The 23,957-nt window shown below is 68.6% G+C and carries 21 protein-coding genes and 2 pseudogenes; 14 read left to right on the top strand and 9 right to left on the bottom strand.

The genetic code is table 11. The features are described 5' to 3' along the window. Positions 1–311: 311 nt before the first annotated feature. The 4 genes from NGM10_RS15085 to NGM10_RS15070 all read left to right on the top strand — a co-directional run bounded on the left by NGM10_RS15085 (position 312) and on the right by NGM10_RS15070 (position 7,658). A complete protein-coding gene (locus NGM10_RS15085; protein WP_253480163.1) occupies positions 312–1,877 on the top strand; it encodes an alkaline phosphatase family protein in 1,566 nt (521 codons plus the stop codon). A 2-nt stretch (positions 1,878–1,879) separates the two neighbouring features. Beyond that, positions 1,880–3,346: an oligosaccharide flippase family protein gene (locus NGM10_RS15080; protein WP_253480162.1), complete on the top strand. Its 1,467-nt coding sequence runs from the start codon at positions 1,880–1,882 to the stop codon at positions 3,344–3,346. A gap of 151 nt (positions 3,347–3,497) precedes the next feature. Next, positions 3,498–6,635 carry an oligosaccharyl transferase, archaeosortase A system-associated gene (locus NGM10_RS15075; protein WP_253480160.1) on the top strand — a complete coding sequence of 1,046 codons (3,138 nt, stop codon included), beginning with the start codon at positions 3,498–3,500 and terminating at the stop codon, positions 6,633–6,635. Between the two features lie 48 nt (positions 6,636–6,683). Further along, complete coding sequence (locus NGM10_RS15070) at positions 6,684–7,658, top strand: DUF368 domain-containing protein (protein ID WP_253480158.1); 975 nt, start codon at positions 6,684–6,686, stop codon at positions 7,656–7,658. A 653-nt stretch (positions 7,659–8,311) separates the two neighbouring features. On the opposite strand, the gene NGM10_RS15065 is transcribed toward NGM10_RS15070, so the two are convergent. Genes NGM10_RS15065 through glpA form a run of 3 tightly spaced genes read right to left on the bottom strand, consistent with a single transcriptional unit; the run spans position 8,312 to position 12,796 of the window. Next, positions 8,312–9,643, bottom strand: a complete 1,332-nt coding sequence (locus NGM10_RS15065; RefSeq protein WP_253480157.1) for an anaerobic glycerol-3-phosphate dehydrogenase subunit C — start codon at positions 9,641–9,643, stop codon at positions 8,312–8,314. Continuing rightward, positions 9,640–11,061 carry a glycerol-3-phosphate dehydrogenase subunit GlpB gene (gene glpB, locus NGM10_RS15060; protein ID WP_253480156.1) on the bottom strand — a complete coding sequence of 474 codons (1,422 nt, stop codon included), beginning with the start codon at positions 11,059–11,061 and terminating at the stop codon, positions 9,640–9,642. Before glpB ends, NGM10_RS15065 begins: the two co-directional genes overlap by 4 nt. After that, a complete protein-coding gene (glpA, locus tag NGM10_RS15055) occupies positions 11,051–12,796 on the bottom strand; it encodes an anaerobic glycerol-3-phosphate dehydrogenase subunit GlpA (RefSeq protein ID WP_253480154.1) in 1,746 nt (581 codons plus the stop codon). Before glpA ends, glpB begins: the two co-directional genes overlap by 11 nt. 111 nt (positions 12,797–12,907) lie before the next feature. Between glpA and NGM10_RS15050 the strand changes: the two genes are divergently transcribed. Further along, complete coding sequence (locus tag NGM10_RS15050) at positions 12,908–14,116, top strand: outer membrane protein assembly factor BamB family protein (RefSeq protein WP_253480152.1); 1,209 nt, start codon at positions 12,908–12,910, stop codon at positions 14,114–14,116. A gap of 38 nt (positions 14,117–14,154) precedes the next feature. On the opposite strand, the pseudogene NGM10_RS18370 reads toward NGM10_RS15050, so the two are convergent. Next, positions 14,155–14,214 (bottom strand): annotated as a pseudogene (locus tag NGM10_RS18370) (hypothetical protein); the annotation flags it as partial. On the opposite strand from NGM10_RS18370, the pseudogene glpK reads away from it, so the two are divergent. Beyond that, positions 14,193–15,722 (top strand): annotated as a pseudogene (gene glpK / locus NGM10_RS15045) (glycerol kinase GlpK); the annotation flags it as partial. The pseudogenes NGM10_RS18370 and glpK sit on opposite strands and share 22 nt — an antisense overlap. A gap of 52 nt (positions 15,723–15,774) precedes the next feature. Next, on the top strand, positions 15,775–16,440 hold the full coding sequence (locus tag NGM10_RS15040; protein ID WP_253480148.1) for a phosphoglycolate phosphatase: 666 nt from the start codon (positions 15,775–15,777) through the stop codon (positions 16,438–16,440). Between the two features lie 307 nt (positions 16,441–16,747). Here NGM10_RS15040 and cutA read toward each other — a convergent pair whose 3' ends face one another. Continuing rightward, on the bottom strand, positions 16,748–17,050 hold the full coding sequence (gene cutA / locus NGM10_RS15035; RefSeq protein WP_253480147.1) for a divalent-cation tolerance protein CutA: 303 nt from the start codon (positions 17,048–17,050) through the stop codon (positions 16,748–16,750). Between the two features lie 352 nt (positions 17,051–17,402). On the opposite strand from cutA, the gene pyrB reads away from it, so the two are divergent. The 4 genes from pyrB (at position 17,403) to NGM10_RS15015 (ending at position 20,604) form a co-directional block, all read left to right on the top strand. Next, positions 17,403–18,317, top strand: a complete 915-nt coding sequence (gene pyrB / locus NGM10_RS15030) for an aspartate carbamoyltransferase (protein ID WP_253480145.1) — start codon at positions 17,403–17,405, stop codon at positions 18,315–18,317. Further along, positions 18,314–18,775: an aspartate carbamoyltransferase regulatory subunit gene (gene pyrI / locus NGM10_RS15025; protein WP_253480143.1), complete on the top strand. Its 462-nt coding sequence runs from the start codon at positions 18,314–18,316 to the stop codon at positions 18,773–18,775. The genes pyrB and pyrI overlap by 4 nt, the downstream gene beginning before the upstream one ends. 95 nt (positions 18,776–18,870) lie before the next feature. Continuing rightward, positions 18,871–19,665 carry a hypothetical protein gene (locus NGM10_RS15020; RefSeq protein ID WP_253480141.1) on the top strand — a complete coding sequence of 265 codons (795 nt, stop codon included), beginning with the start codon at positions 18,871–18,873 and terminating at the stop codon, positions 19,663–19,665. Between the two features lie 66 nt (positions 19,666–19,731). Beyond that, positions 19,732–20,604, top strand: coding sequence for an alpha-amylase family protein (locus NGM10_RS15015; protein ID WP_253480139.1), 873 nt, complete (start codon positions 19,732–19,734; stop codon positions 20,602–20,604). Positions 20,605–20,615: 11 nt separating this feature from the next. Here NGM10_RS15015 and NGM10_RS15010 read toward each other — a convergent pair whose 3' ends face one another. Together NGM10_RS15010 and NGM10_RS15005 are read right to left on the bottom strand one after the other, a co-directional pair. After that, positions 20,616–20,939, bottom strand: a complete 324-nt coding sequence (locus tag NGM10_RS15010) for a HalOD1 output domain-containing protein (RefSeq protein ID WP_253480138.1) — start codon at positions 20,937–20,939, stop codon at positions 20,616–20,618. Positions 20,940–21,096: 157 nt separating this feature from the next. Further along, complete coding sequence (locus NGM10_RS15005) at positions 21,097–21,660, bottom strand: NUDIX domain-containing protein (RefSeq protein ID WP_253480135.1); 564 nt, start codon at positions 21,658–21,660, stop codon at positions 21,097–21,099. Between the two features lie 175 nt (positions 21,661–21,835). Between NGM10_RS15005 and NGM10_RS15000 the strand changes: the two genes are divergently transcribed. The 3 genes from NGM10_RS15000 (at position 21,836) to NGM10_RS14990 (ending at position 23,051) form a co-directional block, all read left to right on the top strand. After that, positions 21,836–22,228, top strand: a complete 393-nt coding sequence (locus tag NGM10_RS15000) for a hypothetical protein (protein WP_253480132.1) — start codon at positions 21,836–21,838, stop codon at positions 22,226–22,228. Positions 22,229–22,405: 177 nt separating this feature from the next. Further along, positions 22,406–22,591 carry a DUF1918 domain-containing protein gene (locus NGM10_RS14995; protein ID WP_253480129.1) on the top strand — a complete coding sequence of 62 codons (186 nt, stop codon included), beginning with the start codon at positions 22,406–22,408 and terminating at the stop codon, positions 22,589–22,591. A gap of 31 nt (positions 22,592–22,622) precedes the next feature. Beyond that, positions 22,623–23,051, top strand: a complete 429-nt coding sequence (locus tag NGM10_RS14990; protein WP_253480127.1) for an RNA-binding protein — start codon at positions 22,623–22,625, stop codon at positions 23,049–23,051. On the opposite strand, the gene NGM10_RS14985 is transcribed toward NGM10_RS14990, so the two are convergent. Beyond that, positions 23,048–23,203, bottom strand: a complete 156-nt coding sequence (locus NGM10_RS14985; RefSeq protein ID WP_253480126.1) for a hypothetical protein — start codon at positions 23,201–23,203, stop codon at positions 23,048–23,050. The genes NGM10_RS14990 and NGM10_RS14985 overlap by 4 nt on opposite strands. A gap of 114 nt (positions 23,204–23,317) precedes the next feature. Then, positions 23,318–23,929, bottom strand: a complete 612-nt coding sequence (locus NGM10_RS14980; RefSeq protein WP_438267160.1) for a DUF2391 domain-containing protein — start codon at positions 23,927–23,929, stop codon at positions 23,318–23,320. Positions 23,930–23,957: the final 28 nt, after the last annotated feature.

The raw sequence follows: 23,957 nt of genomic DNA, 5'->3' as shown, positions 1-23,957 counted from the left end.
TCGGGCGACCGCGCTCGATGACACAGCCGCCGAAAACGCCCGGTGACCCGAACCACGGGTGGGACTGAAAGGGGCCGCCCGGTCGCGGCCGAAGGCCGTGGTCGTCTCTGGCGGCCCTATCCGCGCCGATGCGGTGTTGTGAGGCGCGGATATCCGCCAGAGCGACCGCGACCGGGCGGGGGCTTTCGGAGTGTTGGTGCCGAAGTCACTCTATTCCGTAGGAGTCCCACCTGCGACCACGGACCTCCCATCGAACACACCTTCGAAGCGGGACCAAACCCCTTTTGGCGACCCCCCGCGTTCGCTCGGACATGATAGTCCTCGGACTCGACGGCGCGACCCTCTCGCTCATCGAGCCGTGGGTGGAGTCCGGCCGCCTCCCCAACTTCGAGCGCCTGCTCGACGAGGGCGTGGGCGGGGAACTGGAGAGCACGGTCCCCGAGATCACGGTCCCGGCGTGGCCCGCGTTCGCGACCGGCCGGGAGCCGACCGACCTCGACATGTACGGGTTCACCCACTTCAACCGGGAGACCCGCGAGAACGACCTGAGCCACGACGAGTTCGTCCCCGGCAAGATGTGGGACGCCGTCGACGACCAGAACGGGTCGGCGGTGGTGTTCAACATCCCCGGCTCGTACCCGTGGCAGGCCATCGAGGGGACGATAATCGCCGCCGCACCCGAGTACAAGGACGAGTACGCCCACCCGCCCGAGCGCTGGGACGAGCTTCAGGAGGTGGTGGGCGAGTACAAGCTCCGCAACGACGAGCGGCCCGGCTCGCGGGCCTACGTGGACCTGAGCCTCGAACTCGTGGACAAGCGCTTCGAGGCGTTCGAGCACTTCGTCGAGCGCGACGACCCGGACCTCGCGGTCGGACTGATTCGTGCGACCGACCGGGTGGCCCACCACTACTGGGGGGCCGACAGCACCCCGCCAGCCGATTCCGGCAATCCCGTCTTCGAGGTGTACCGGCGCGTCGACGAGCGCCTCGGGGAGTTCCTCGACGCTCACGAAGACGAGGACCTCGTGGTGATGAGCGACCACGGCTTCGAGAAGGTCCGGGCGAAGTTCGCGCCGAACGTCGCCCTCGAACGCGCCGGACTCGTCTCGCTGACCGAGTCCGGGGACGCGACCAAGGCCGCGCTCGGGACCGCCCGCGACGCCGCAAGCGACCTGCTCGGGAAGGTCGGCCTGCTCACGCTCGCCCGGAAGCTGGTGCCCGAGAGCGCTCTGACCGGCGTCCCGACGGGCGACGCCCTCGGCCTCGACAACGCGCTGAGCACGGGCCGCATCGACTGGCCAGAGACGGAGGCGCTCGCCGACGTGGGCCAGAAGACGACGCTGGTGTACGCGCTCGCCGACGACCCCGACGAGATCGAGCGCGTCTGCGGCGTCGCCGAGCGCGCGCTCGGCGACGCCGCAGACGCCGCGGGCCTCGACGTGCGCTTCGAGCGCCTCGACCGCGGCGGTCCCCACACGCCCGACCTCGCGATGGTCATCGAGACGCCGGAGGTCCACGCCTCCTCGCGGTTCGACGCCGAGGAAGTGCTGTTCGAGGTCGACACCAGCGGCCACGCCCGCGAGGGCATCTTCCTCGCTCGCGGCCCGTCGTTCCGCGACGGGACGGTCGAGGGCGCACACATCACCGACGTCGCGCCGACCGTCCTCCACGCGCTGGGCTACCGGATTCCCGAATCGACGACCGGCGAGGTCCTCGACGTGTTCGCCGAGGGTTCCGACCCCGCGAAACGCGACCCCGAGACCTACGACTTCGCGGGCGACGACGCGGTCACGGGTGACGGCGAGGGGGTCGCGGGCGACGACGAGCGGGAGGGCGAAGTAAAGGACCGGCTCCGGGAACTCGGCTATCTGGAGTGACGATGAAGGTCGGCGCGGAGATATCGAAGCGGTTCGTCACGAACGTCCTCGGGACGCTGGCGGGATTCCTCGGCACCGTCTTCTTCACCCGCCAGCTCGGGTTCGACGGCATCGGGACCTACGCCATCTTCTTCAGCCTCCAGATGGTCGCGGCCAACGTCTTCAGCTTCGGCCTCTACCCCGTGGTCGTCAAGCGCGTCAGCGAGGGCGGTAAGGAGGCGCGCCACTTCACCAGCGGCGCGATAATCCTGTTCGCGGGGGTCGCGGTCGTCGCCGTCCTCTCGGCGGCGTTCCGAGCGCAGATAAACGGCCTCGTCGGGGTCGAGGCCGCGTTGCTCGTCCCGCTCGCCGTGCTGACGTGGGGGCTGTTCCGGCTCTCGGGCTCGTTCCTCGAAGGCAAAGAACGGGTCGCGCTCGTCGGCGCGATAGAGAACGGCCGGTACGCGCTCATCGTCCCGATTCAGGCCGCGCTGGTGGTCGCCGACTTCGGCGTGCCGGGGCTCATCTGGGGGCTCATCGCGGGCCAGTTCCTCACATTCCTCGTCTCGTACGTCGGGTTCGCGCGGGTCGTCCCCGCTCGGCCGTCGATGGAGCTGTTCCGGTCGTTCGTCGACTACTCGAAGTACGCCTACGTCCAGAGCGTCTCGGGCCAACTGTTCAAGCAGGCCGACTACATCCTGCTCGGCCAGTTCGTCGGCCCGGGACCGACCGGCGTCTACAAGAACGTGTTCACCATCACCGAGGCGTCGATGCTGTTCTCCTCGGCGCTCGCGCAGGTCGCGTTCCCGCGGTTCTCCGCGCTCGACGCCGCGGGCGACGACGAGGAGGTCGGCAGGCTGCTGTCGGCGATGTTCACCTACGCGGGAGTGTTCGCCATCCCCATCGTCGGCGGCGGCGCGGTCGTCGGCAACGCGCTCTTGCTGACCATCTACGCCAACAGCGCCGGGACGATAGCGCTCCCGCTGGTGGGCGTCGTCGGCCTCGCGAACGCGCTCATCCCCGTCCTCGCGGTGGCGAATCTGGTGAACGGCTACCGCGAGGGGCTGGAGAAGTTCTTCCTCGGGACCGGCCGACCCCGCCTCTACGCCGCCAGCGGCGTCGTCCTCATCGTCACGTACGGCCTCTCTGCGCTCCCGCTCACGGTGGCGTTCGGCGCGTGGGGCGTGGCGTGGGCGACCGTGCTGGCGTTCGGCGCGAGCGTCGCCAGCATGCTCGCTTTCCTCGACGAACCGGTTCCCCGGTCGGCGGTGGTCGACGTTGCGCGACAGGTCGCCTCGATGGCGGTCATGACGGCCGTGGTCTGGCTCCTCGAAGTCCAGTTGGGCGGCGCAGCGGGTGCGGTCCGAATCGCGGTCCTGCTCGGGGTCGGCGCGGCGACGTACTTCGCGGTCCTGCTGGCCCTGAGCGAGCGCATCCGCATCGACGTTCTCGCGGTCCTCCGGGACCTCCGCAGGGAGATGCTCCCCTGACAGTCGCTCGCGCTTCTCCAGAAGCGCGAGCGACGGCCGCCGTCCGGCGTTCTCCCGGCCCGGCAAAAGTGTCGGCATCAGCGACAGTTAAACTGTTGGGTACGTGTCCAGATGATAAGGCTTATGCGCGTTTTGCCAGTTTCTCAAGCCAATGAGCCAGCAGACTGAGCAGGTCGAAGACTCGACGGAATCCGTCGAGTCGATCCTCGACGCCTTCGAGGACTGGTATCACGTACCCGTGCTCGTCGCGGCGTTCGCGTTCATGCTCTGGGTGCGTCTCCAGTCATACGGTGACTTCCTCCGAAACGGCGAGGTCTTCCTCGACGGAAACGACCCGTGGTATCACCTCCGACAGGTCACGTACACGGTCGACAACTGGCCGAGTACCATGCCCTACGACCCGTGGACCTACTTCCCGTACGGCACCAGCGTCGGCCAGTACGGGACGCTGTACGACCAACTCATGGCGACGGCCGCGCTCGTGGTCGGTCTGGGCGACCCCTCCCAGCAGACCATCGCGATGACCGTCATGGTCACTCCCGCGGTGGTCGGCGCGCTCGTGGCGGTTCCGACCTATCTCATCGGCAAGCGCCTCGGCGGCCGCCCCGGCGGACTGTTCGGCGTCGTCGTCCTCGCGCTGCTCCCGGGAACCTTCCTCCGGCGGAGTACGGTCGGGTTCGCCGACCACCACGTCGCCGAGGTCCTCTTCCAGGTGATCGCGGTGTTCGCGATGATGGTCGCGGTGACGGTCGCCGAGCGCGAGAAGCCCGTCTACGAGCTCCTCGTCGACCGCGACCTCGCCGCCCTCCGGGTTCCGCTCGCTTACAGCGCCCTCGCCGGGTTCGCGACGGCGCTCTACGTCTGGACGTGGCCGCCGGGCGTGCTGATAGTCGGCATCTTCGGCGTGTTCTTCGCGCTCAAGCTGTCGGCCGACTACGTCCGCGGTGTCAGTCCCGACCACCTCGCGTTCGTCGGCGCGACCAGCATGGCGGTCGCGGGACTGCTCATGCTCGTCCCGCTGGGGACGTTCGAGTTCAGCCCGACGAAGTTCTCTCCCCTCCAGCCCCTGCTCGCGTTCGGGGTCGCCGGAGGCACCGCGTTCATGGCGTGGCTCGCCCGCGAGTGGGACGCCCGCGACCTCGATTCGAGGCTCTATCCGGGAGCCATCGCGGGTGTCGTCGTCGCTATCGTGGGACTCGTCGCGGTCGCGCTCCCCGACCTGTTCCGCCTCGTCCGGAACAACGTCATCCGTGTCGTCGGGTTCGGCACCAACGCCCAGACCCGGACCATCGGCGAGGCCCAGCCGTTCCTCTCTCGGGCCGAACCGCAGTGGGGAATCTCCCCGCTAGACGTCGTCTTTCAGGAGTACGGCCTGATGCTGTTCACGGCCGTCGTGGCCGCGGTCTGGATGGTCGTTCGGACCTACCGGACGAACGACCACCGCGCGGAGTACTTCCTCGTGCTCGTGTGGTCGGCGTTCATCTTCGCGGCGGCGTTCACGCAGGTGCGGTTCAACTACTACCTCGTGGTGCCGGTCGCGGTGCTGAACGCGTACCTGTTCGGTCGCACCCTCGCGGCCGTGAACCTCACCGACCGCGAGGCGTTCACCGACATCGAGGGGTATCAGGTGCTGACGGTGGTGTTCATCCTCCTGCTCGTGTTACCGGTGCTGGTCTTCCCGGCCACCATCGGGACCACGGGCAACCCGGTCATCGACAGGACCCAGACCGCGATGTCGGTGGGTGCGAGCGCTGGTCCCGGCGCGGTGACTAACTGGGGCGGAACGCTCGACTGGATGGCGAACGAGACGCCCGCCGAGGGGACCTTCGGCGGTGCCGACAACGAGATGGAACACTACGGCACGTTCGACCAACAGGACAGCGACTTCGACTATCCCGACGGCGCGTACGGCGTGATGTCGTGGTGGGACTACGGCCACTGGATCACGACTCAGGGCGAGCGCATCCCGCACGCCAACCCGTTCCAGGAGGGTGCGCCGACCGCCGCCGAGTACCTGCTCGCGCCGAGCGAGCCGGACGCCGACGCCGTCCTCGATGACCTCAGCGAGGACGACGAGGAGATTCGGTACGTGATGGCCGACTGGCAGATGGCCGAACCGAGTTCGAAGTTCAGCGCGCCCACGGTCTTCAACGACGATGTCGAGTCGACCGACTTCTCCACGCAGGTCTACGCCGGACTGACCGACCAGCAGTCCCAGCCCCAGATGCTGCTCAACATGAAAGACCAGCGCTACTACCGGAGTCAGGTGGCGCGGCTCTACCTCTACCACGGAAGCGCGGTCGAGCCGAGTCCGATAGTGGTCGATTACGACCGCGTCCCGGGTCTCAACTCCGATGCGGCGGTCGGCGAGCCGACCGGGCCGAACAGCAGTGTCGTCCAGCGGTTCGACTCGATGGAGGAGGCCCGCGAGTACGTCGAGGAGGACGGCTCCGCGCAGGTCGGCGGCATCGGACCGTTCCCGAGCGAGCGCGTCCCCGCGCTCGAACACTACCGGCTGGTCAAGCAGAGCGAGTCCTCGGGCACCCAGTCCCGGGAGTACGCCCAGACGCTCCAGCGCGAGATGCAACTGCTCCAGGAGGCTGGCGTGAACCCCAACGCGCTGTTCAAGACCAACCCCTCGTGGGTCAAGACGTTCGAGCGCGTCCCCGGCGCGACGGTCGAGGGCAGCGGCCCGACGAACGAGACCGTCACCGCCGAGGTCGAGATGGCGCCCACGGGAGCCAACTCCACGTTCACCTACACCCAGCAGGCCGAGACGAACGAGAACGGCGAGTTCACCATGACCCTGCCGTACTCTACGACCGGCTACGACGAGTGGGGCACCGACGAGGGCTACACCAACACCAGCGTGCGCGCGACCGGCCCGTACGAGTTCAACACGCCGCTCAGCGAGTCGGGCAACGAGAGCTACACCTTCCACAACGCCAGCGCCGACGTGACCGAGGGACAGGTCATCGGCGAGGACGACAGCAACGTCTCGGTCGACCTCACCGAGGAGACCTGGGAGCCGCCGACCAACGAGAACGGTAACGAGACCGAGGGCAACGAGACGGCTCCGCCCGGTAACGAGACGAAGACCGAGACCGGAAACGAATCGACCAGCCAGAACGAGACGACCGACGACGGAAACCAGTCGTCGCTCGCCTCGCCCGCCGGTTCGCAGTCGGCGCTCGGGGACGCGGTCCCCGAGCGCGAGGGCGTGGCACCCGCGAGCGCCGGACTCGTCGGCGCGTCTCTCGGCGCGTTCGCGCTCGCTGGCCGGAACTGAACGCCGAAAGCCAACTGTTTTCTGCGGGGTCGGCGTAGACGAGAACCGATGGGACGTTGGCTCTCGGTCTACCTCAAGGGCGTCTGCATGGGTGCCGCCGACGCCGTCCCCGGCGTCTCGGGCGGCACCATCGCGCTGATAACCGGCATCTACGAGCGACTCGTCGGCGCTATCGCGTCGTTCGACCCGCAACTACTCGCCGACCTCCCGCGGGCGTACGACCCCGACGCGCGCGCTCGGGCGCTCGGGACGCTCCGGGAGATGGACGTCGGATTCTTGGTGGTGCTGGGCGCGGGCGTCATGACCGCCATCGTGGGCGTGACGGGGGTCGTCTCCGCGCTCGAAGCGTCGAACCCCGCGGTCCTGTTCGCGTTCTTCTTCGGTCTCATCGCGGCGTCGGCGGTCGTCCTCTGGAGCGAGGTGGGTCTGGACACCCGCGAGGAGCGCGCGGCGGCGGTCGCGGGATTCGCCGTCGCGTTCGCGCTCTCGGGCGAGGCGGCGGGGGCCGCCATCTCCCACGCACCGCCGGTCCTCTTCGTCGCGGGGGCGATAGCCATCTGCGCGATGATCCTGCCCGGGATATCGGGGTCGCTCCTGCTCGTCCTGTTCGGCCAGTACGTGTTCATGTCCAACACCCTCCACGCGTTCATCGACGGGGCGATAGGCGCGGTCCGGGGCGGTTCCCTCGACGCGCTGGTCGGCCCCGGCGTCTCGGTGGTCTCGTTCGTCGCGGGCGCGGCGGTCGGCATCCTCTCGTTCGCCCGCGTGGTGAAGTGGGCACTCGCGACCCACCGGCAGGTGACCCTGACCTTCCTCGTCGCGCTGATGGTCGGGGCGCTCAGGCTGCCGGTCGAGCGCGTGGTCGGCGCGGGCGGGGCGTGGTCACCCGAGCGCGCGGCCGCGGTGCTGGTCGCCGGACTCGTCGGGGCGTTCGCGGTCCTGCTCGTCGACTACTACACCGACGACCTGGAGTACGTCGAGGACGGGCGCGGCGACCCGGCTCCGACTCCGGGACAGGACTAGGGACCAACCGCGTCGGCGTCGCTCCTGTCGGCGGTGGTGGGAACGACACCCGCGTCCGTCGACAGGTCGGGGCATGCACTCGCGTCCTCCAACACCACCGAGAACCGAACTCGAATCCTCCAACACCGCCGGGAACCGCACTCGCGTCCTCCAACACCACCGAGAACCGCACTACTCCCGACACCTCTGAGAGACCGCACTACTCCCGACACCTCTGAGAGACCGCACTACTCCCGACACCTCTGAGAGACCGCACTACTCCCGACACCTCTGAGAGACCGCACTACTCCCGACACCTCTGAGAGACCGCACTACTCCCGACACCTCTGAGAGACCGCACTACTCCCGACACCTCTGAGAGACCGCACTACTCCCGACACCTCTGAGAGACCGCACCGCGACCGCGGGCCACACCCTCCCCAACCGACTGCGTTTCTCGGGCCTGCCACAGGCAGGCCCTGTGATACTCGTCCCTCGCGCGGAGATGGTGCGGGCCAAACCGCGGCCCGCACCAGCGCGCGCCATTCCCGCGTGAGGAACGACCGAGCGACTGGAAGGAGCGAGGGAGCTGGCTGGGGAGGCATGTGGTTGCGGTCTCTCGTCGGTGGAGTGGTCGCAGGGAGCGACATCGGACCGGACACCCCTCCCCGGCCTCACTCGACCAGCGCCGCTTCCAGCACCTCCAGCGGGTGGCGGACCTCGTAGCCGGTGCCGTGTTCCATCTGCATCGCGCAGGTCGGACACTCCGTAAGGCCGGTCTCGGCGTCGGCGTCTTCCATGTGCTCGAACATCTCCGCGCCGATGGCCATCGAGGTGTCGTACTTCTCTTGCTTCCAGCCGTAGGTGCCCGAGATGCCCGAGCACGAGGGTCCCACGTCCTCGGCGCTCGCGCCGTCGAGTCGGTCGAGGAGTTCGACCGCCTGCCCCGCAATGCCCTGATTCCGGGCGTGACAGGGCGCGTGGTAGGCGAATTCCTGTCCCTCGATTTCGCTATCTTCGAGCGCTCCGTCGAGGTCCTCGAACAGCCGGAGGTACTCGACCGCCTCGTAGGTCCGGGCCGCGACCGACGCGGTCCCCTCGAAGTCGAACAGTTCGGGGTACTCCTGTCGGAGCGACATCGAACAGGAGGTACAGGAGGCGATGATATCCGCGCCGTCCTCGATTGCGGCCGCGAGTTCTTCGACGTTGACTTCGGCGGCGCGCTCGGCGTCGTCTAACATCCCGTTGGCGAACATCGGCGTGCCCGAACACCGCTGGGGCGGGACCAGCACCTCGTAGCCGAACGACTCGAACACCCGGACCGCCGCCTTGCCGACCGCGGGCGTGTTGTAGTTGGCGTAACAGCCGTGGAAGTACGCCACGCGCTTGTCGTCGCTCTCGACATTTGCTCCGCCTCTCGATTCCCACCACTCCCGGAACGTCTCCTCGGCGAACTCGGGGAACTCGCGCTCGCTGGTGATTCCCAGCAGTTTCTCGTTGAGCGTCTGGACCACCGAGTTGCCCATGAGGAAGTTTGTCAGTCGCGGGACCGTGCTCCCCAGTCGGGCGAGCGTCCGGTAGTTCGCCAGCATCCGGTTCCGGACGTACTCCCGGGAGAGCCTGCTCATTCCGTTCTTGACGTACTCGCCGCGGGCGGTGTTGTGCATCTGGCTCAGCGGAACGTCCGAGGGGCAGGCGTCGTCACACCGCATGCAGTTCGAGCAGGACATCACCGACTCGTCGATATCGTGGTCGCCCTTGCGCTTGAGCCGCCACTGCTCGGGCCCCTGGAACTTCGGTCCCGGGAACTCGTCGTCCACCTCGGCGACCGGGCAGGCGGTGTCGCAGGTCGAACACTTGTAGCAGTCGTCGCTGCCCGGCCGGAGGTCCATCTCCTCGCTCTCGCCGAACACCGCCACGGGCTCGAACGCCTCGTCGTCCACTGTCGCTTCCTGTCGCACGTCGTCGGTGTCGTCGGTGTCGTCCGGATTTCGTGCATCGCTCATGCTTCGAGTCCCTCCCGCGCCGCCGCGAGTCCGGCCGCCCGCCCGGTGGCGAGCGAGACGCCAGCGCCCGACTTCTCCGCGGCGAAGTCGTAGCCGCCCAGCACCGCCCCGCAGGCCCGGAGGTTCGGGAACTCCAGCGCTCCCCGCGAGTCGAGCGGCCGCAAGTCGTCGTCGGTCTCGACCCCGAACCGGGCGAACGGGTGGTCGCCGAAGGTCTCGTCTTCGAACCAGTCGTACCGGTCGCTCGGATGCGAGACGTGGCAGTCGAAGATCGGTTCCTTGACCCCCTCGCGGTCCGAATCGATGCCCTTCCCCACGAGTCCGCCGGTCGCGAGCACGAACGACTCGGCGTGGAAGGGGACGCTCGCGCCGTTTCGGTCGACCCGGACCGCGGCGATTTCGCCGTCCCCGCCGGGGCCGGTCGCCGTCTCGTAGCCCACCACGGGGTTGCCGGTCGAGAACCGAACGCCAGCGTCCCGGCAGGCCGAGACGAGCGCGCCTTCGAGGCGCAGCCCCGGCAGGCTCGGGGGACCCATCGGCACCTCGAAGACCGCCGCACCGAGTTCGGCTTCGAGGGATTCGCGCACCCCCGCGGCGTCGTGCTGGCCGAGCAGGGCGGGGAAGCCGACTCGCTGCTCGCCCCGGAGGCGGTCCTTCACGACTTCGGCGAGCGCCTCGCGCGCCGGGAGCGACTCGGTGTAGCTCCCCCCGGAGCCGCCGATCTCGACGCGCTCGTTCGAGTCGAGCGCGTCGGCGAACCGGGTGAGTCGGGCGTCGGCCCGGAAGCCGCCGGGGAACCGGACGGTGACTCCTCGCGCCGCGAACGGGACGCCCGCCGATTCGAGGTGAGCGGCCGCGAGCGGCGCGTCGAAGTCGGTCACGGTCTCGAAGCCCACGAGGAGCGCGGGCCGGTCGTCGCTCGCGAGTCCGGCCGCGGCGCTCGCGGGGTAGCGCGCGGTGGGCTTGATGCGCCCGCCGTGGGTCGGGACCAGCGCGTTCCGGTCGGTGTGTCCCCCGCGGTACCGGTCGCCGACCGCGTCGTCGAACAGGTCGAGGGCGTCACGGACGCCCTCGACGCCGACCCTCCGGTAGGGATGCGATTCGGGGAGGTCGGGGATGGCCTCGAAGGGGTCGACGAGGGGGCCGTCGGCCGCGCGCTCGCGGCGCGAGCGCGCGGCGGGGTCGGCGTTCTCGTCCTCTCCCCGCACGCTCGCGCCGGGGTCGGCGTCCCCGGACGCCGACCCCGGCGCGCGTTCCGGCGGATATCCCAGCACGTCGACCAATCCGCTCGCCGAGCGCAGGGTCGACTCCTTGTGGGAGACGACGCGGACGCCCGCGCCCTCGCGGGCGGCCGCGAGCGCGGCGGTCATCCCGGCGAGGCCGCCCCCGATTACGAGAACGTCGTCCTCAATCGCCACGGCTCTCCTCCCGTTCGGGGGGCGTTCGGGTCCCCGAGTCGAACGCCGCGAAGTCGATTCGCGCACCGTCTCGGGTGTCGCGGTCGCGGTTCATCGTGGTCGCCTGAAGCGCGTAGTTGAGCATCGCCTGCGAGAGCTGTTCGCCCCAGAGGGCGTGGCGCTCGCCCTTCCAGCGCTCGTCTATGAGTTCGTCGAGCGCGGCGTCGGCCTGCTCGTCGCCGTACTCGGGGTGGAGTTCGGCGGCGAGGCGGTGAGCGCAGAACCCGCCCTGACAGTTGCCCATCGAGGCCCGGGTCCGGATGCGAACCGCGTTGAGGTCGGTTCCCGACTGGGCGATGGCGTCCCGGACCTCCGCGCGGGTGACCGCCTCGCAGTCGCAGAGGACGGGGTTGGGGTCGTCGGTCCGGAGGACCTCGTCGGCCCGGCTCCCGAGTCGCTGGGCGCTCCGTCGGGCAATCGGCGAGCGCAGGCCGAACCGGTCCATGTGGTCGTCCAGCACCCCGGGGTCCTCGCTCCCGGGGAGGGGTTCGTCGGCCGTTCGACACCGCGCGGAGACCCCCAGTTCCCCGCAGACGTGGTCGGCTATCTCCTCGGCCATCAGTCGGTAGGTGGTGAACTTCCCGCCGACGATGGACGCGAACCCCGAGAGGCCGTCGCGCTCTTCGTGGTCGAGCAGGAAGTAGTCGCGGGTGATGTCGGTGGGGTCCGTAGTCCCCCGTTCGGGGGGCTCGTAGAGCGGTCGCACGCCCCAGAACGACCGGACCGTCCGGGCCTCCCGGAGGATGGGAACCAACTCGGCGAGTTCGTCTATCATCAGGTCCACTTCCCAGTGCTCCTCGGGGTACTCCTCGGGGTCCTCGACCTCCACGTCGGTCGTGCCCAGAATCGCGGTCGTCTCGTGGGGCACCACGATGTCGGCGTCGCCCTTGGGCCGACAGCGGTTTATCACGGTGTCGACCTGCCGACAGTTCATCACCACCATCGCCCCCTTCGAGGGCCGAACGTCCACGTCGACGCCCGCCATCGCGCCCAACTGCCCGGCCCACGCGCCCGCGGCGTTGACGACGTACTCGGCCGTGATGCGCTCTCGCTCGCCCGGCGCGGCGTGCTCGCGCTTGCCGGGCCCGGACTCGTGGCGGACCTCCACGCCGAACACGTCCCCCCGCGGGGGTCGCTCGCTCGTCGACGGCGAGGCGCGACGCGCCTCGCCGTCGACGAGCACGTCCACGACCTCGGTGTGGGTCTCGATTCGCGCGCCGTGGCGCTCGGCGTCGGCGGCGTTCGCCACGCAGAGCCGGAAGGGGTCGACCGCGCCGTCGGGCACCCGAATCGCGCGCTCCACGTCCTTCGTGAGGTAGGGTTCTTCCTCGCGGGCCTCCTCGGCCGTGAGGACCTCGGCGGGGATGCCGCAGTCGCGACACCCCGCGAGCTTCCGCTCGAAGTACTCGTCGGGGTCGCCCGCCAACTGGACGAACTGGCCGCCGGTCATCTCGACGCAGTGGGAGGCGATGTCCCGGAGGACGCGGTTCTCCTCGATGCACTCCTCCGCGCTCGCCCGGTCGGAGACGGCGTAGCGGCCGCCGCTGTGGAGCAGGCCGTGCATCCGGCCGGTCGTTCCGTGGGTGAGGTTGCCCTTCTCGACGAGGGTCACGTCGACCCCGCGCATCGCGAGGTCGCGGGCGACCCCGCATCCGGTCGACCCCCCGCCGACCACGAGGACCTCGGTGTCGGTCATTCGGTGTGAGGTTGGTCGCCGTGGACTTGAGTGTGGCGTTGCCTCTCGATACATCTCGGCGCTGGCGGGACATCACGCATCTATATTTGAGGGGGTTTCGAACCGGTGGTCATGAGAAGACGGGAGGTACTGGCACTCTCGGGAATCGGGTTGACCGGCGGGTGTCTGCGGTTGACCAGCGATGAGGACCAGTCGACCCAGACGACCGAGGAATCGACAACGCAATCATCGTCGGAAACGACGAGCGGACCCACCCAGACAGCGGAAACCGACGAGACGACGGAAACGGACGAGACGGACGACGACCGGAATGCCGGTATCGACCTGTCCGAACAGTGGTCGTTCAGCGGTCACAGCCTCGCCGTCAGGGGCGACTCGCTTTACACCGCGTCGTACGGGAACGAGCTCCGACGATACGCGAGCGACGGGACATCGGAGTGGTCCACCAGCGCGGTTCCGGAGCAGTACATGCTACTGAACATCGAAACCTCGCTCGCGGCCACCGACTCGATGGTCTTCGTCGGCGCGTCGGCATCGGGTGACGAAGCCGACAACGCCGAGTTGTTCGCGCTCGATGCCGACACCGGAGACGAACAGTGGACTCACGAGACCCGAGACGACGGCACACGGACCAAGATGGACTACGTGGCGGTTCACGACGGACTCGTCGTGTTCGGAAGCGACGCCGACGGGAGCGGAGACGAACAGGAACCGATAGTCCGGGCGTTGGATGCCGAGTCGGGCGAGACCGTCTGGGAGCTCGACGAAATGGAGGGACACCTCGTCGGAATCGCCACAACCGAGCAACGAATCTACGCCGTGGGCGTGTTCGAAACGTACGTCGTATCGGCGTCGTCGGGCGAACTGGTCGAGACGTTCGACTGGAACACGGGATTCGGCGGAGTCGTACAGACCGACGATATGCTCTACACCGCAGGTGACCCGCCGCTGGCGTACGATATGGCGGCCGAGTCCAAACTGTGGGGTCCGGATATCTCGTACGAACCGAACACCCGTCCGAGCGTGGGGACGAACGCAGTGGTCTTGGGCACGGAAGCGGGCTGGGTCATCGGTCTCGATCCCGAAACCGGCGATACCCAGTGGGAGGCCAGACTCTCGGGGGAAAGCCGAGTCACACCGGTAACGGTCGAGCAGACGGTGTGGGTCGTCGACGAGCGTGGGACCCTCTACGGCATCGACCAGAAGACGGGCGAGCCCCACTTCGAGGAGGAGTACGACGATTCGTTCTCGTTGGCGTCGCTCTCGGGACAGCTCGTGAACGGCGAGGACGGGGCGGTCTACGCCATCGAGCGGAGCTGACGAGTCGTTCCGAGCGACCGACCCGACACCCATCGTTATCACGTCCGACGACACACCAGCATGCATGACCGAGAGCTACGTCGGTGCCATCGACCAGGGGACCACCGGTACCCGATTCATGGTGTTCGACCGCGACGGTGCGGTCGTCGCCAACGCCTACGAGACCCACGAGCAGAAGTACCCCAAAGCCGGGTGGGTCGAACACGACCCCCTCGAAATCTGGGAGAACGTCGAGTCGGTCGTCGGCGAGGCTCTCGACGCGGCGGATATTCCTGCCGACCGACTCGCGGCTATCGGCGTGACGAACCAGCGCGAGACCACCCTGCTGTGGGACGCCGACACCGGCAGGCCGGTTCACGACGCCATCGTCTGGCAGGACCGCCGGACGACCGACCGCGTCGAGGAACTGGAGGAGACGGGCAAGGCCGACGAGATTCGCGCGAAGACCGGCCTCCAGCCCGACGCCTACTTCTCGGCGACCAAGGCCGAGTGGTTGCTGGAGAACGCCGACCCCATCAAGACTCAGCGCGCGCGACCGGCCGACCTCCGCGAGCGCGCCGAAGACGGCGAAATCCTGTTCGGAACGATGGACTCGTGGCTGATATACAACCTCACCGGCGAGCACGTCACCGACGTGACCAACGCCTCCCGGACCCTGCTGTTCGACATCCACGAACTGGCGTGGGACGACGACCTGCTCGCGGAGTTCGACGTACCGCGGGCCTGCCTCCCGGAGGTCCGGCCCTCAAGCGACGAGGACTACTACGGCACCACCGACCCCGAGGGGTTCCTCGGCGCGGCGGTCCCGGTCGCGGGGGCGCTCGGCGACCAGCAGGCCGCGCTGTTCGGCCAGACCTGCTTCGACCCGGGCGACGCCAAGAACACCTACGGGACGGGGAGCTTCTTCCTGATGAACACGGGCAAGGAGGCCGTCGAGAGCGACCACGGCCTGCTCACCACCGTCGGCTTCCAGCGGTCGGGCGAACCGGTCCGGTACGCCCTCGAAGGCTCCATCTTCGCGACCGGCGCGGCAATCCAGTGGCTCGAAGACGTCTCGCTCGTCTCCGACCCGAGCGAGACCGAGACGCTGGCCCGGAGCGTCGACTCGACCGACGGCGTCTACGTGGTCCCGGCGTTCACCGGCCTCGGCGCGCCCCACTGGGACCCCCGCGCCCGGGGCACAATCGTCGGGCTGACGCGGGGCACCCGCCGCGAGCACCTCGTCCGGGCCACCCTCGAAGCCATCGCGTACCAGACCCGCGACGTGGCCGAAGCGATGGTCGCCGACTCGGGCATCGAACTGACCGACCTGAAGGTCGACGGCGGCGCGGTCAAGAACAACTTCCTGTGTCAGCTCCAGGCCGACGTCGTCGGTACCGACATCGTCAGGCCCGAGGTCGACGAGACCACTGCGCTCGGGGCGGCCTACGCCGCGGGGCTCGCGGTCGGCTACTGGGACGACCTCGAACGGCTCCGGGCCAACTGGCGGGTCGACCGCGAGTTCGTCCCGGAGATGACCGAGTCGGAGGTCGACGCGAAGCACGACCGCTGGCGGGAGGCGGTCGAGCGCTCGCGCGACTGGGCGCGCGACGGGGGCGACGAGTGAGTCGGCCCCTCGGTCCGACCGGTTTTAGTGGCCGACCCGCCTTCGGTGAGCCATGACCCCGCCGCTCGTCCTCGACATCGACGGCACGATGACCCGGCCGGACGACTCCATCGACCCGCGCTTCTTCGACGTGCTCCCGGCGTGGGACGCCCCGGTGGTCGTCGCGACCGGGAAGGCGTTCCCCTACCCGGTCGCGCTGTGTCACTTCCTGTACGTAGAGCAGAACGTCATCGCCGAGAACGGCGGCATCGTCCTCGCGCGCGGGGAGGTGACCCGGAACGGCGACGGCGAGGCCGCCCGGCGGGTCGCCGAGGCGTACGTCGAGGCGGGCCACGACCTCGGGTGGGGCCCCGCCGACCTCACCAACCGGTGGCGCGAGACCGAGGTCGCGGTCGCGCGCGACCAGCCCCTCGGTCCGCTCGAAGAGCTCGCGTCCGAACACGGACTGGAGGTGGTGGACACCGGCTTCGCCTACCACGTCAAGTCGCCCGGCGTCGCGAAGGGCCGGGGACTGAGGTCGGTCGCGCGGCTCCTCGACCGCGACCCCGAGGAGTTCGTCGCCATCGGCGACTCGGAGAACGACGTCTCGACTTTCGGCGTCGCCGGGGAGTCGTACGCGGTCGCGAACGCCGACGAGAAAGCCAAGCGGGCCGCCGACGTCGTGCTGGAGGAGTCGTATTCGGCGGGGACGCTCTCGGTGCTGGACGACCTTCGGTGACGGGGGTGCCCCTATCGTTTTCCACACGACCGACAGCTACCGTTTTCGACACGACCGACGTTCCCACCTCGGCGCGCGCTGGCGCGAGTTCATCTCGCGCCATCAGCGCGCGAGGGATGAGGACCGCAGAAGGGAGCGACCGGAGGGAGCGACCGACCGAGGACCGCAATCGGTTGGGGAGGCGTGTGGCCTGCGGTCGCGGTGCCGTGCGGTCCCCCTCGGTACCGGGAGTCGCTAGACCCTCTCGACGTTCACCACGCTAGACCCTCTCGACGTTCCATCAGATCGAACAGTCGCCATTCCCGCCTCACTCGACCGCGTCCTCCCGCCACTCGCCGAAGGAGTCGAGCGCGTCGAACTCCTCGAAGCGCTCGATGCAGGGCACGTCGTAGGGATGGCTCTCCTCGACCCGTTCGACGAGCCGGTCGTAGGCCCCCTCGGTGGTCTTCGCCAGCAGGACCACCTCGTCGTCGCGGTGGACCTCGCCGTCCCACCGGTAGACGGACGAGCAGGGGAAGCGATTGACGCAGGCCGCGAGGCGCTCCTCGACGAGCAGTTCGGCGATGTCGGCCGCCTCGTCGGGCGGCGCGGTGATGTAGGCGGTCGGCACACCCGGTGCTACTCGCGGGTCGGCCAAATAGGCTCGGCCCGCGAGACGCGCCCGGCGGGCGCGTCTCGCGGGCTACTCGGACTGGTGGTCCCCTCGGCCGAGACCGGTCGGGGAACCGATACAGAGCGTCCACCCCGAGTTGGTCCCGTCCCGGTACTTGAACGTTCGCCCGGCGAGCGCGTCGGCGGTGGTCCCTCCGGGGCCCGCACCACCGCACTCCGGAGCCCGCACCACCGCACTCCGGAGCCCGCACCACCGCACTCCAGAGACCGAATTGTACCACGTACGTGCACATCGAGTCCCGACCGCACTCCGAGAGATTCAAGAACGTTCCCCCACCCATACTGAACCGATGCGCCACGACCACCTCGTGACCACGAAACAGCTCTCCCGGGAGGACATCGAGGAAGTCCTCGACCGGGCGGCCGAGATCGACGCCGACCCGGCCGCGTTCGCCGACCGCCACCCGACGGCGTTGCTCGGTCTCTGCTTCTTCGAGCCGAGCACCCGGACCAAGATGAGCTTCGAGACCGCCATCAAGCGACTCGGGGGCGACACCGTCGACATGGGATCGGTCGAGTCCTCGTCGGTCAAGAAGGGCGAGAGCCTCGCCGACACCGCCCGCGTGGTGGAGGGGTACGCCGACGCGCTCGTCCTGCGCCACCCGAGTCAGGGCGCGGCCAAGATGGTCGGCGACTTCGTGGACGTGCCCCTGCTCAACGCCGGAGACGGCGCGGGCCACCACCCGACCCAGACCCTGCTCGACCTCTACACCATCCGGGAGGCGGCCGGACTCGACGACCTCACCGTCGGTATCATGGGCGACCTGAAGTACGGCCGGACGGTCCACTCGCTGGCCCACGCGCTGACCAACTTCGACGCCGACCAGCACTTCGTGAGCCCCGAGAGCCTGAAGCTTCCGCGGAGCGTCCGGTACGACCTCCACGAGTCGGGCGCGAACGTCCGGGAACACACCGACCTCGAAGCCGTCCTGCCGTCGCTGGACGTGCTGTACGTCACGCGCATTCAGCGCGAGCGGTTCCCCGACGAGAACGAGTACCAGGAAATCGCGGGCGAGTACGGCATCGACCTCGAAACGCTCGAAGACGCCAGCGACGACCTCACCGTGATGCACCCGCTCCCGCGAGTCGACGAGATTGCGCCAGAGGTCGACGACACCGAGTACGCGAACTACTTCGAGCAGGCCCACAACGGCGTCCCCGTCCGGATGGCACTGCTCGACCTCATGCTGGAGGCCCAGGAATGAGCGACCACGAACTCCGCGTCAGTAAGATTCGAAACGGCACCGTCATCGACCACATCCGCGCTGGACAGGCGCTCAACGTCCTCGCCATCCTCGGCATCGACGGGTCGGGCGACGAGACCGTCAGCGTGGGGATGAACGTCCCCAGCGACCGGATGAGCCACAAGGACATCGTGAAGGTCGAGGGCCGCGAACTGAGTCAGGACGAGGTGGACGTGCTGTCGCTCATCGCGCCCGAGTCGACCATCAACATCATCCGCGAGTACGAGGTCGCCGAGAAACAGCACCTCGAACGCCCCGACCGGGTGGTCGGCGTGCTGTCGTGTCCGAACCACAACTGTATCACGAACGCCGACGAACCCGTCGAGACCAAGTTCGACGTGCTCGCAGACGGCGTGCGGTGTGAGTACTGCGAGACCATCGTGCGCGACGACATCGCCGCCCACATCAGCGTCGAATAAGCGGGGTCTACCCGGCCGAAACGCGGTGTTACCTCGGTGAACTGTCGGAACGGTCGGCTTCGTTTATCTTTCGTGTGGAAGTACGTTCCGGGGGAATGAACACGAGAGCACTCCTCGCCATCGCCCTGTCCGTGGCGGTCGCGCTCGCGGGGGTCGGGGTGGTCGCGGGCGTCGGCGACTCGGTCGCGGGTCTCGACCACGCGGTAACCGACGCAGACGCCGACGACGCGCCGCGGAACGCGGCACAGGACTACGAAGTGTCCATCGACAACGTGACGATAAGTACGTGGTTGCTCCGGGACTCGACGGTCCAGAACGCGACGGTCGAGGAGGTCCGCATCCGGAACGCGACCACGCCCGAGGGGACCCGCGAGAACGTCACGCTCGAGAACGTGACGGTCGGCGAGTTCGTCATCGACCGCGGGCGACTCCAGAACGTGACCGCAAAGACGCTGGTCGTGCGCAACAGGTCGGTCCTCGACGTGCCGGGCGGGGAGTTCTTCGACCCCGACGTCCGGGACCGGACCATCGACCGCCAGTGGACGCAGAACCAGACCGTCTCGGGCGTGGTCATCGACACGATAGTCGTCGACGCGGCGACGATGGAGGAGAACGCGTCGCTCGGCTCCGAAGCCGAGGACCCCGAGGACTTCTCGCCGACCGCGGGCGAGGACCGACCCGATATCGACGTCGAGAACGGCACCGTCGGCGAGGCGCTGGTCATCGACGGCGAAGCCAACGACTGGTCGGTCGAGTCGGTCTCCGAGGACGCTGCCGAGCAGAGCGACGACGGGGAGTCCGACGGAGACGGCGAGGACGACGCAGACGGCGAGGACGACGGAGACGAGGACGGCGAAGACGGCGAAGATGGGGGCTCGGAGGACGACTGACCGGTCGTCCCCGACCTCGAACCGCGGAGCGAACGACTTACCCGGTCGGCCGACCAACCGGGCGGTATGTACGGCGTCGTCACGCGCAACGAGGAGGAACTGGCGTGGCCGGAGTTCGACCGGGGCTTCTACGAGGTCAAGGACGTGACCGGCCGGGCGGCCGACCCCGTCGAGTCGGGGGTGAACATGGTGTCGTGTTTCGGCGACAACGCCGCGGTCGAGGCCAACCCCGAACTCGCGCCGGTCTCGGAGTCGGGCGAGCGCGCCACCCGCGACGTGAAGTACTTCGACTGGGCGTACGTCTGCCCGACCCGCGAGGACTACCGCGAGGGAGTCCTCGAAATCGTCGCCGACTGCGCCGAGGTCAACCCCGACGTGCGACTCGACGACGTGGGCTTCCCGCGCGCGGAGTACTGTCACTGCGAGCGTTGTACCGAGCGGTTCGAAGCGTGGGCGGAGCAACGCTCCGCCGAAGAGTCGAGCGGACAAGGCACGCGAGCCAGCGAGCACGACGACCGCTTCGCGTGGCGCGCCGAGGTCATCACCGAGTTCGTCGCCGAGGCCGCCGACCGGATTCCCGGAACGACCTCCCTCACGCTCTACCCCGACCCGTACCCCGGCCACCTCTACGAGCGGGCCGGACTCGACCTCGACGCCCTCGCCGAGTACGTCGACGAGTTCGTGGTCCCGCTGTACGACATGGCCTACTCCACCACCTACTGGCTGGAGGTCATCGCCAGCGGATTCGAGGACGCGCTCGACGCGCCGTTCAGCGTCGAACTCTACGCGGTCGACGTGGACGTGGACGCCCTCATCCACGCGGCGGAGGTCGCCGACGCCTACGCCGAGGACGTGCTGTTCGGCTACGACGCGAGCAACGCGCGAGCGGCGCTCCGGCGACTCAAGGCCGAGGAGCGCGACGGCGTCTCGCACGGCTGACGGGTCTCGGACTACGTTCGCGGGCGAATCTCGACGTGTCCGGTCGCGTCCACCACGACCCGATGGTCCGACAGCGAGAACTCGACCCGGCCGGAGTCGCGGTCGGCGTCCCGGCGAGTCGGCGAGAAGAGTTCGTCGAGCGCGTCGGGGTCGAGCACGTCCCGGAGCGGGTCGAGCTCCAGCGGGTCGGTCTCGGACACAGACGCGAGCGCGACCACGACCACGGTGCTCATCGGTTCGTCGCAGGTCCAATCGTGTCGGAGGCGGTAGACACCCGCCGCTTCGTCGTGTTCTATCTCTACTCCGTTCGGAAGCGGTGGCGTGTCGTCGCTCATGGTCGTGTCGTTCGGTATCGGCCGCGAGTATCGAGGGACGGCCGCATCACGTCGGAGTCGAAGCCCGGTCGCGGTGAGACGGCTACGCGTGCCACACGGATAAACCCCGGTCTCCATGTGTCCGACGCCGACGGTCGATTCCCTGTATCGACGCCGGTCACTCCAGCGCGCGCTCGCGCCACGCCAGCAGGTCCTCGCGGTCGCGGGTGTTCTCGGGGAGTTCGTCGAACCACCGGGCGTCGGTCACCTCGCCGTCGGGGTCGGCGACAGTGGGCGTCGCGGTCGTCTCGGCCCGGGCCGCGAACAGCGGGAGCACGCCCCACGTCGAGTAGTCGTCGCACTCGATGGCGACCCGAATCGGCATCGCCAACCCCTCGAAGGCGGCCTCGACCCCCGCCTCCTCGGCGAGTTCGCGCTCGGCGGCCTCGCGGAACGACTCGCCCTCGTGGACCCCGCCGCCGGGGACGACCCACATCTCGACGCCCGCGTGCCACACCAGCAGGAGTTCGCCCGAGGGCCGGTAGACCACCGAGTGCGCGCCGTAGGGCGACCCAGTCTGGCGGATGCGCTCGGCGAGGGTGCGGAACCGCCGCCGCGAGACGCGGCGGCGGTGGGTGCGTTCGAGGAAGTCGTCGTGGGAATCGGTCAGGCGGTGGTAGGCCCGCTCGGCCCGCTGTTCGGCCCGCGTCGCGAGGTACCAGAGGTCGTCGACCGTCGTCATCGCCCCGGTCGCGTCGGGGGGTCGACTGGCGACGAACGGCGGGGAAGTGTGCGAGTGGAGGTCATAATTCGAGGGTTCTGGGGCCGACCGAATAAGCCTTCGGTCGGCCGTTTCGAACCCTCCCCCCAGTAACCACCCGAAGATTCAAATTTACTTCCTGATAATTCCCCGGTGAATGAGCCTCGCTCCGATTGTACTCGGCAGTCTCGCGCAGGCGGCCGTCTTCGCCGCCCTTCTCGTAGTCGTCCAACCGCCCACCGGCGTCTACGCCGCGACCCCGGCCGTCGCTGGCGTCGTCGCCGGAGTATCGAGCGGCCGGTTCCGGTCGCTGTACGTCGATACGGGCGGTGCCGCGCTCGGCGGTACGTTGCTGTCGCTCGCAACGGCTGGCGTGGTCATGTGGCAGAACCTCGCGGCGGTTCCGATAGATGCGCGGATCGACCTGACGTTCCTCACCTTGCTGTTCGGGGTAGGCGCGCTCATCTTCCTGCTCCCGGTCGCCATCTTCGTCGGGGTCGTCGTCGGCCACCTCGCCGCGGTGATCCGCGACGAGATGCTGGTCTCGTAGGCCCCCAGTCTCGTAGGCCCCGGTCTCGGAGGCCTCCAGTCGCGTCCCGCGCGGACCGGGCGGTCGGGAACGCGGCCGCGTTCCCGACCGCCGACCGCGTTCGCAGCGACCGACCGCCGACCGCGTCCCCGACCGCGAACCGGGTCGCTTTTACCGGCCGCGGCGGTACTCGGTGGTATGAGCTTCGAGGAAGACGACCGCGTCATCCTGCACGACGAGCACAGCGAGTACGACGGCGAAGAGGGCCAGATCACGCAGGTCATGGAGACGATGTTCGGCGACGCCACATACACCGTCAGCTTCGAGGACGGTCAGGAGACCGGCATCGCCGAGGACTCGCTCGAAGCGGCCGACGGGGAGTAACCACTTTTCAGTTCGCTCCGTACACTCGCCGATGCCCGAAGTTCCCTTCCACTACGTCGACCTGCGAGCCTTCTGTTACGTCACCGAGGACGACAAGCGCGTCGAGGACGCCCTCCGGACCTTCCTGCCCGAGGAGTTCGAGGTCGAGCGCGCCGAGAGCGAGGGCTACCACGGCGACCGCATCGTGGTCCTCTCCGCGCGAGTCGAGAACGCCGACGACGTGCGCCACGTCCTCTCGAAGGTGGCCGAACTCCCCGACGTGGAGGGCCTGCTCGACGAACTCGACGACCGGGTCGACGACAACTGCTCGCTGTTCCTCCGACTCGACAAGCAGTCGGCCTACCGCGGTCGGGTCGAACTCGGCGAGGGCATCACGCTGCGCGCGAAGGTCGAGGCGTATCCCGCCAAGAAGGAGGCCGCGGTCGAGAACGCTCGCGAGGCGCTCGCCGGACTGGTTTAGTGGGCCGAGAAGCCGTCGATCACCCCGTCGCAGTCGGGACAGGAGACGAGTTCCGAGCCGGTGCTCTTCCCGCCGAGGGGGTCGCCGTTGCGCAACGTCTGGGAGTTAGTCTGCCGGTTCAGGTCGGAACCGCAGTGTGGGCATTCGTTCATACGTCTCACCACGAGATGCTGTGGGAACAGCTACCAATAGCCGCACTGTATTGATATACTTTGTGTCGACCTGACACGCCTCCGTCACGAAGCCGCGGGGCCCCGAAACCGGGCTCACGACCCCGGCAGGATGTCGCCGAGCGCGCCCCCGAGCGCCATCGCGGCGAACGTCACGCTTACCTGACAGAACGCGAGCCAGGGGTCGGCCCAGTCGACTCGACCCCACGCGGTCATCGTGACGACCGCGGTCGAAAACGAGATGCCGAGCACGCCGACGAGTCGCCGCGGCACCACGCCGAACAGCGGTTGGTGAATCTCGACCTGCTGAATCTCGGCGACGTAGAGCACGCCGATCACGAGCGCGACGGTGCCGACGAGCGTCCCGCCGAGCGCGGGCGGGTGGGCGGCGACGAACTCGCCGATTTCGAGGGTGCCGCCCTCCACGAGCATCGGGATGCCGAACACCACGCTCCCCACCAGCGCCTCGGCGGCGTCGTGGCGGTCGAACCCGCGGATGACCCGGCCAAACCCGCCCGGACGGACCCGGCGGGCGACCCGCAACGTCTCGCGGACCTGCGCGCGCTCCTCGGGGTCGTCGACGGTCTCCTCCAGCTGTTCGAGTTCGTCGAGCAGGTCGTCGATGTCGGGATTCGGCGGCGAGTCGGCGTCCGACCCGCCGGTGTTCGGTTCCTCGGTCACGTCTCCCCCGTGACGCGGAGCAGACATAAACGCCAAGGTCCCGGCGGCCCCGGGT

It is taken from the genome of Halorussus salilacus, from assembly GCF_024138125.1.
Taxonomy (GTDB): Archaea; Halobacteriota; Halobacteria; order Halobacteriales; family Haladaptataceae; genus Halorussus; species Halorussus salilacus.
Note: the sequence above shows the minus strand (reverse complement) of the source record. Positions and strands in the feature narration are given on the sequence as shown.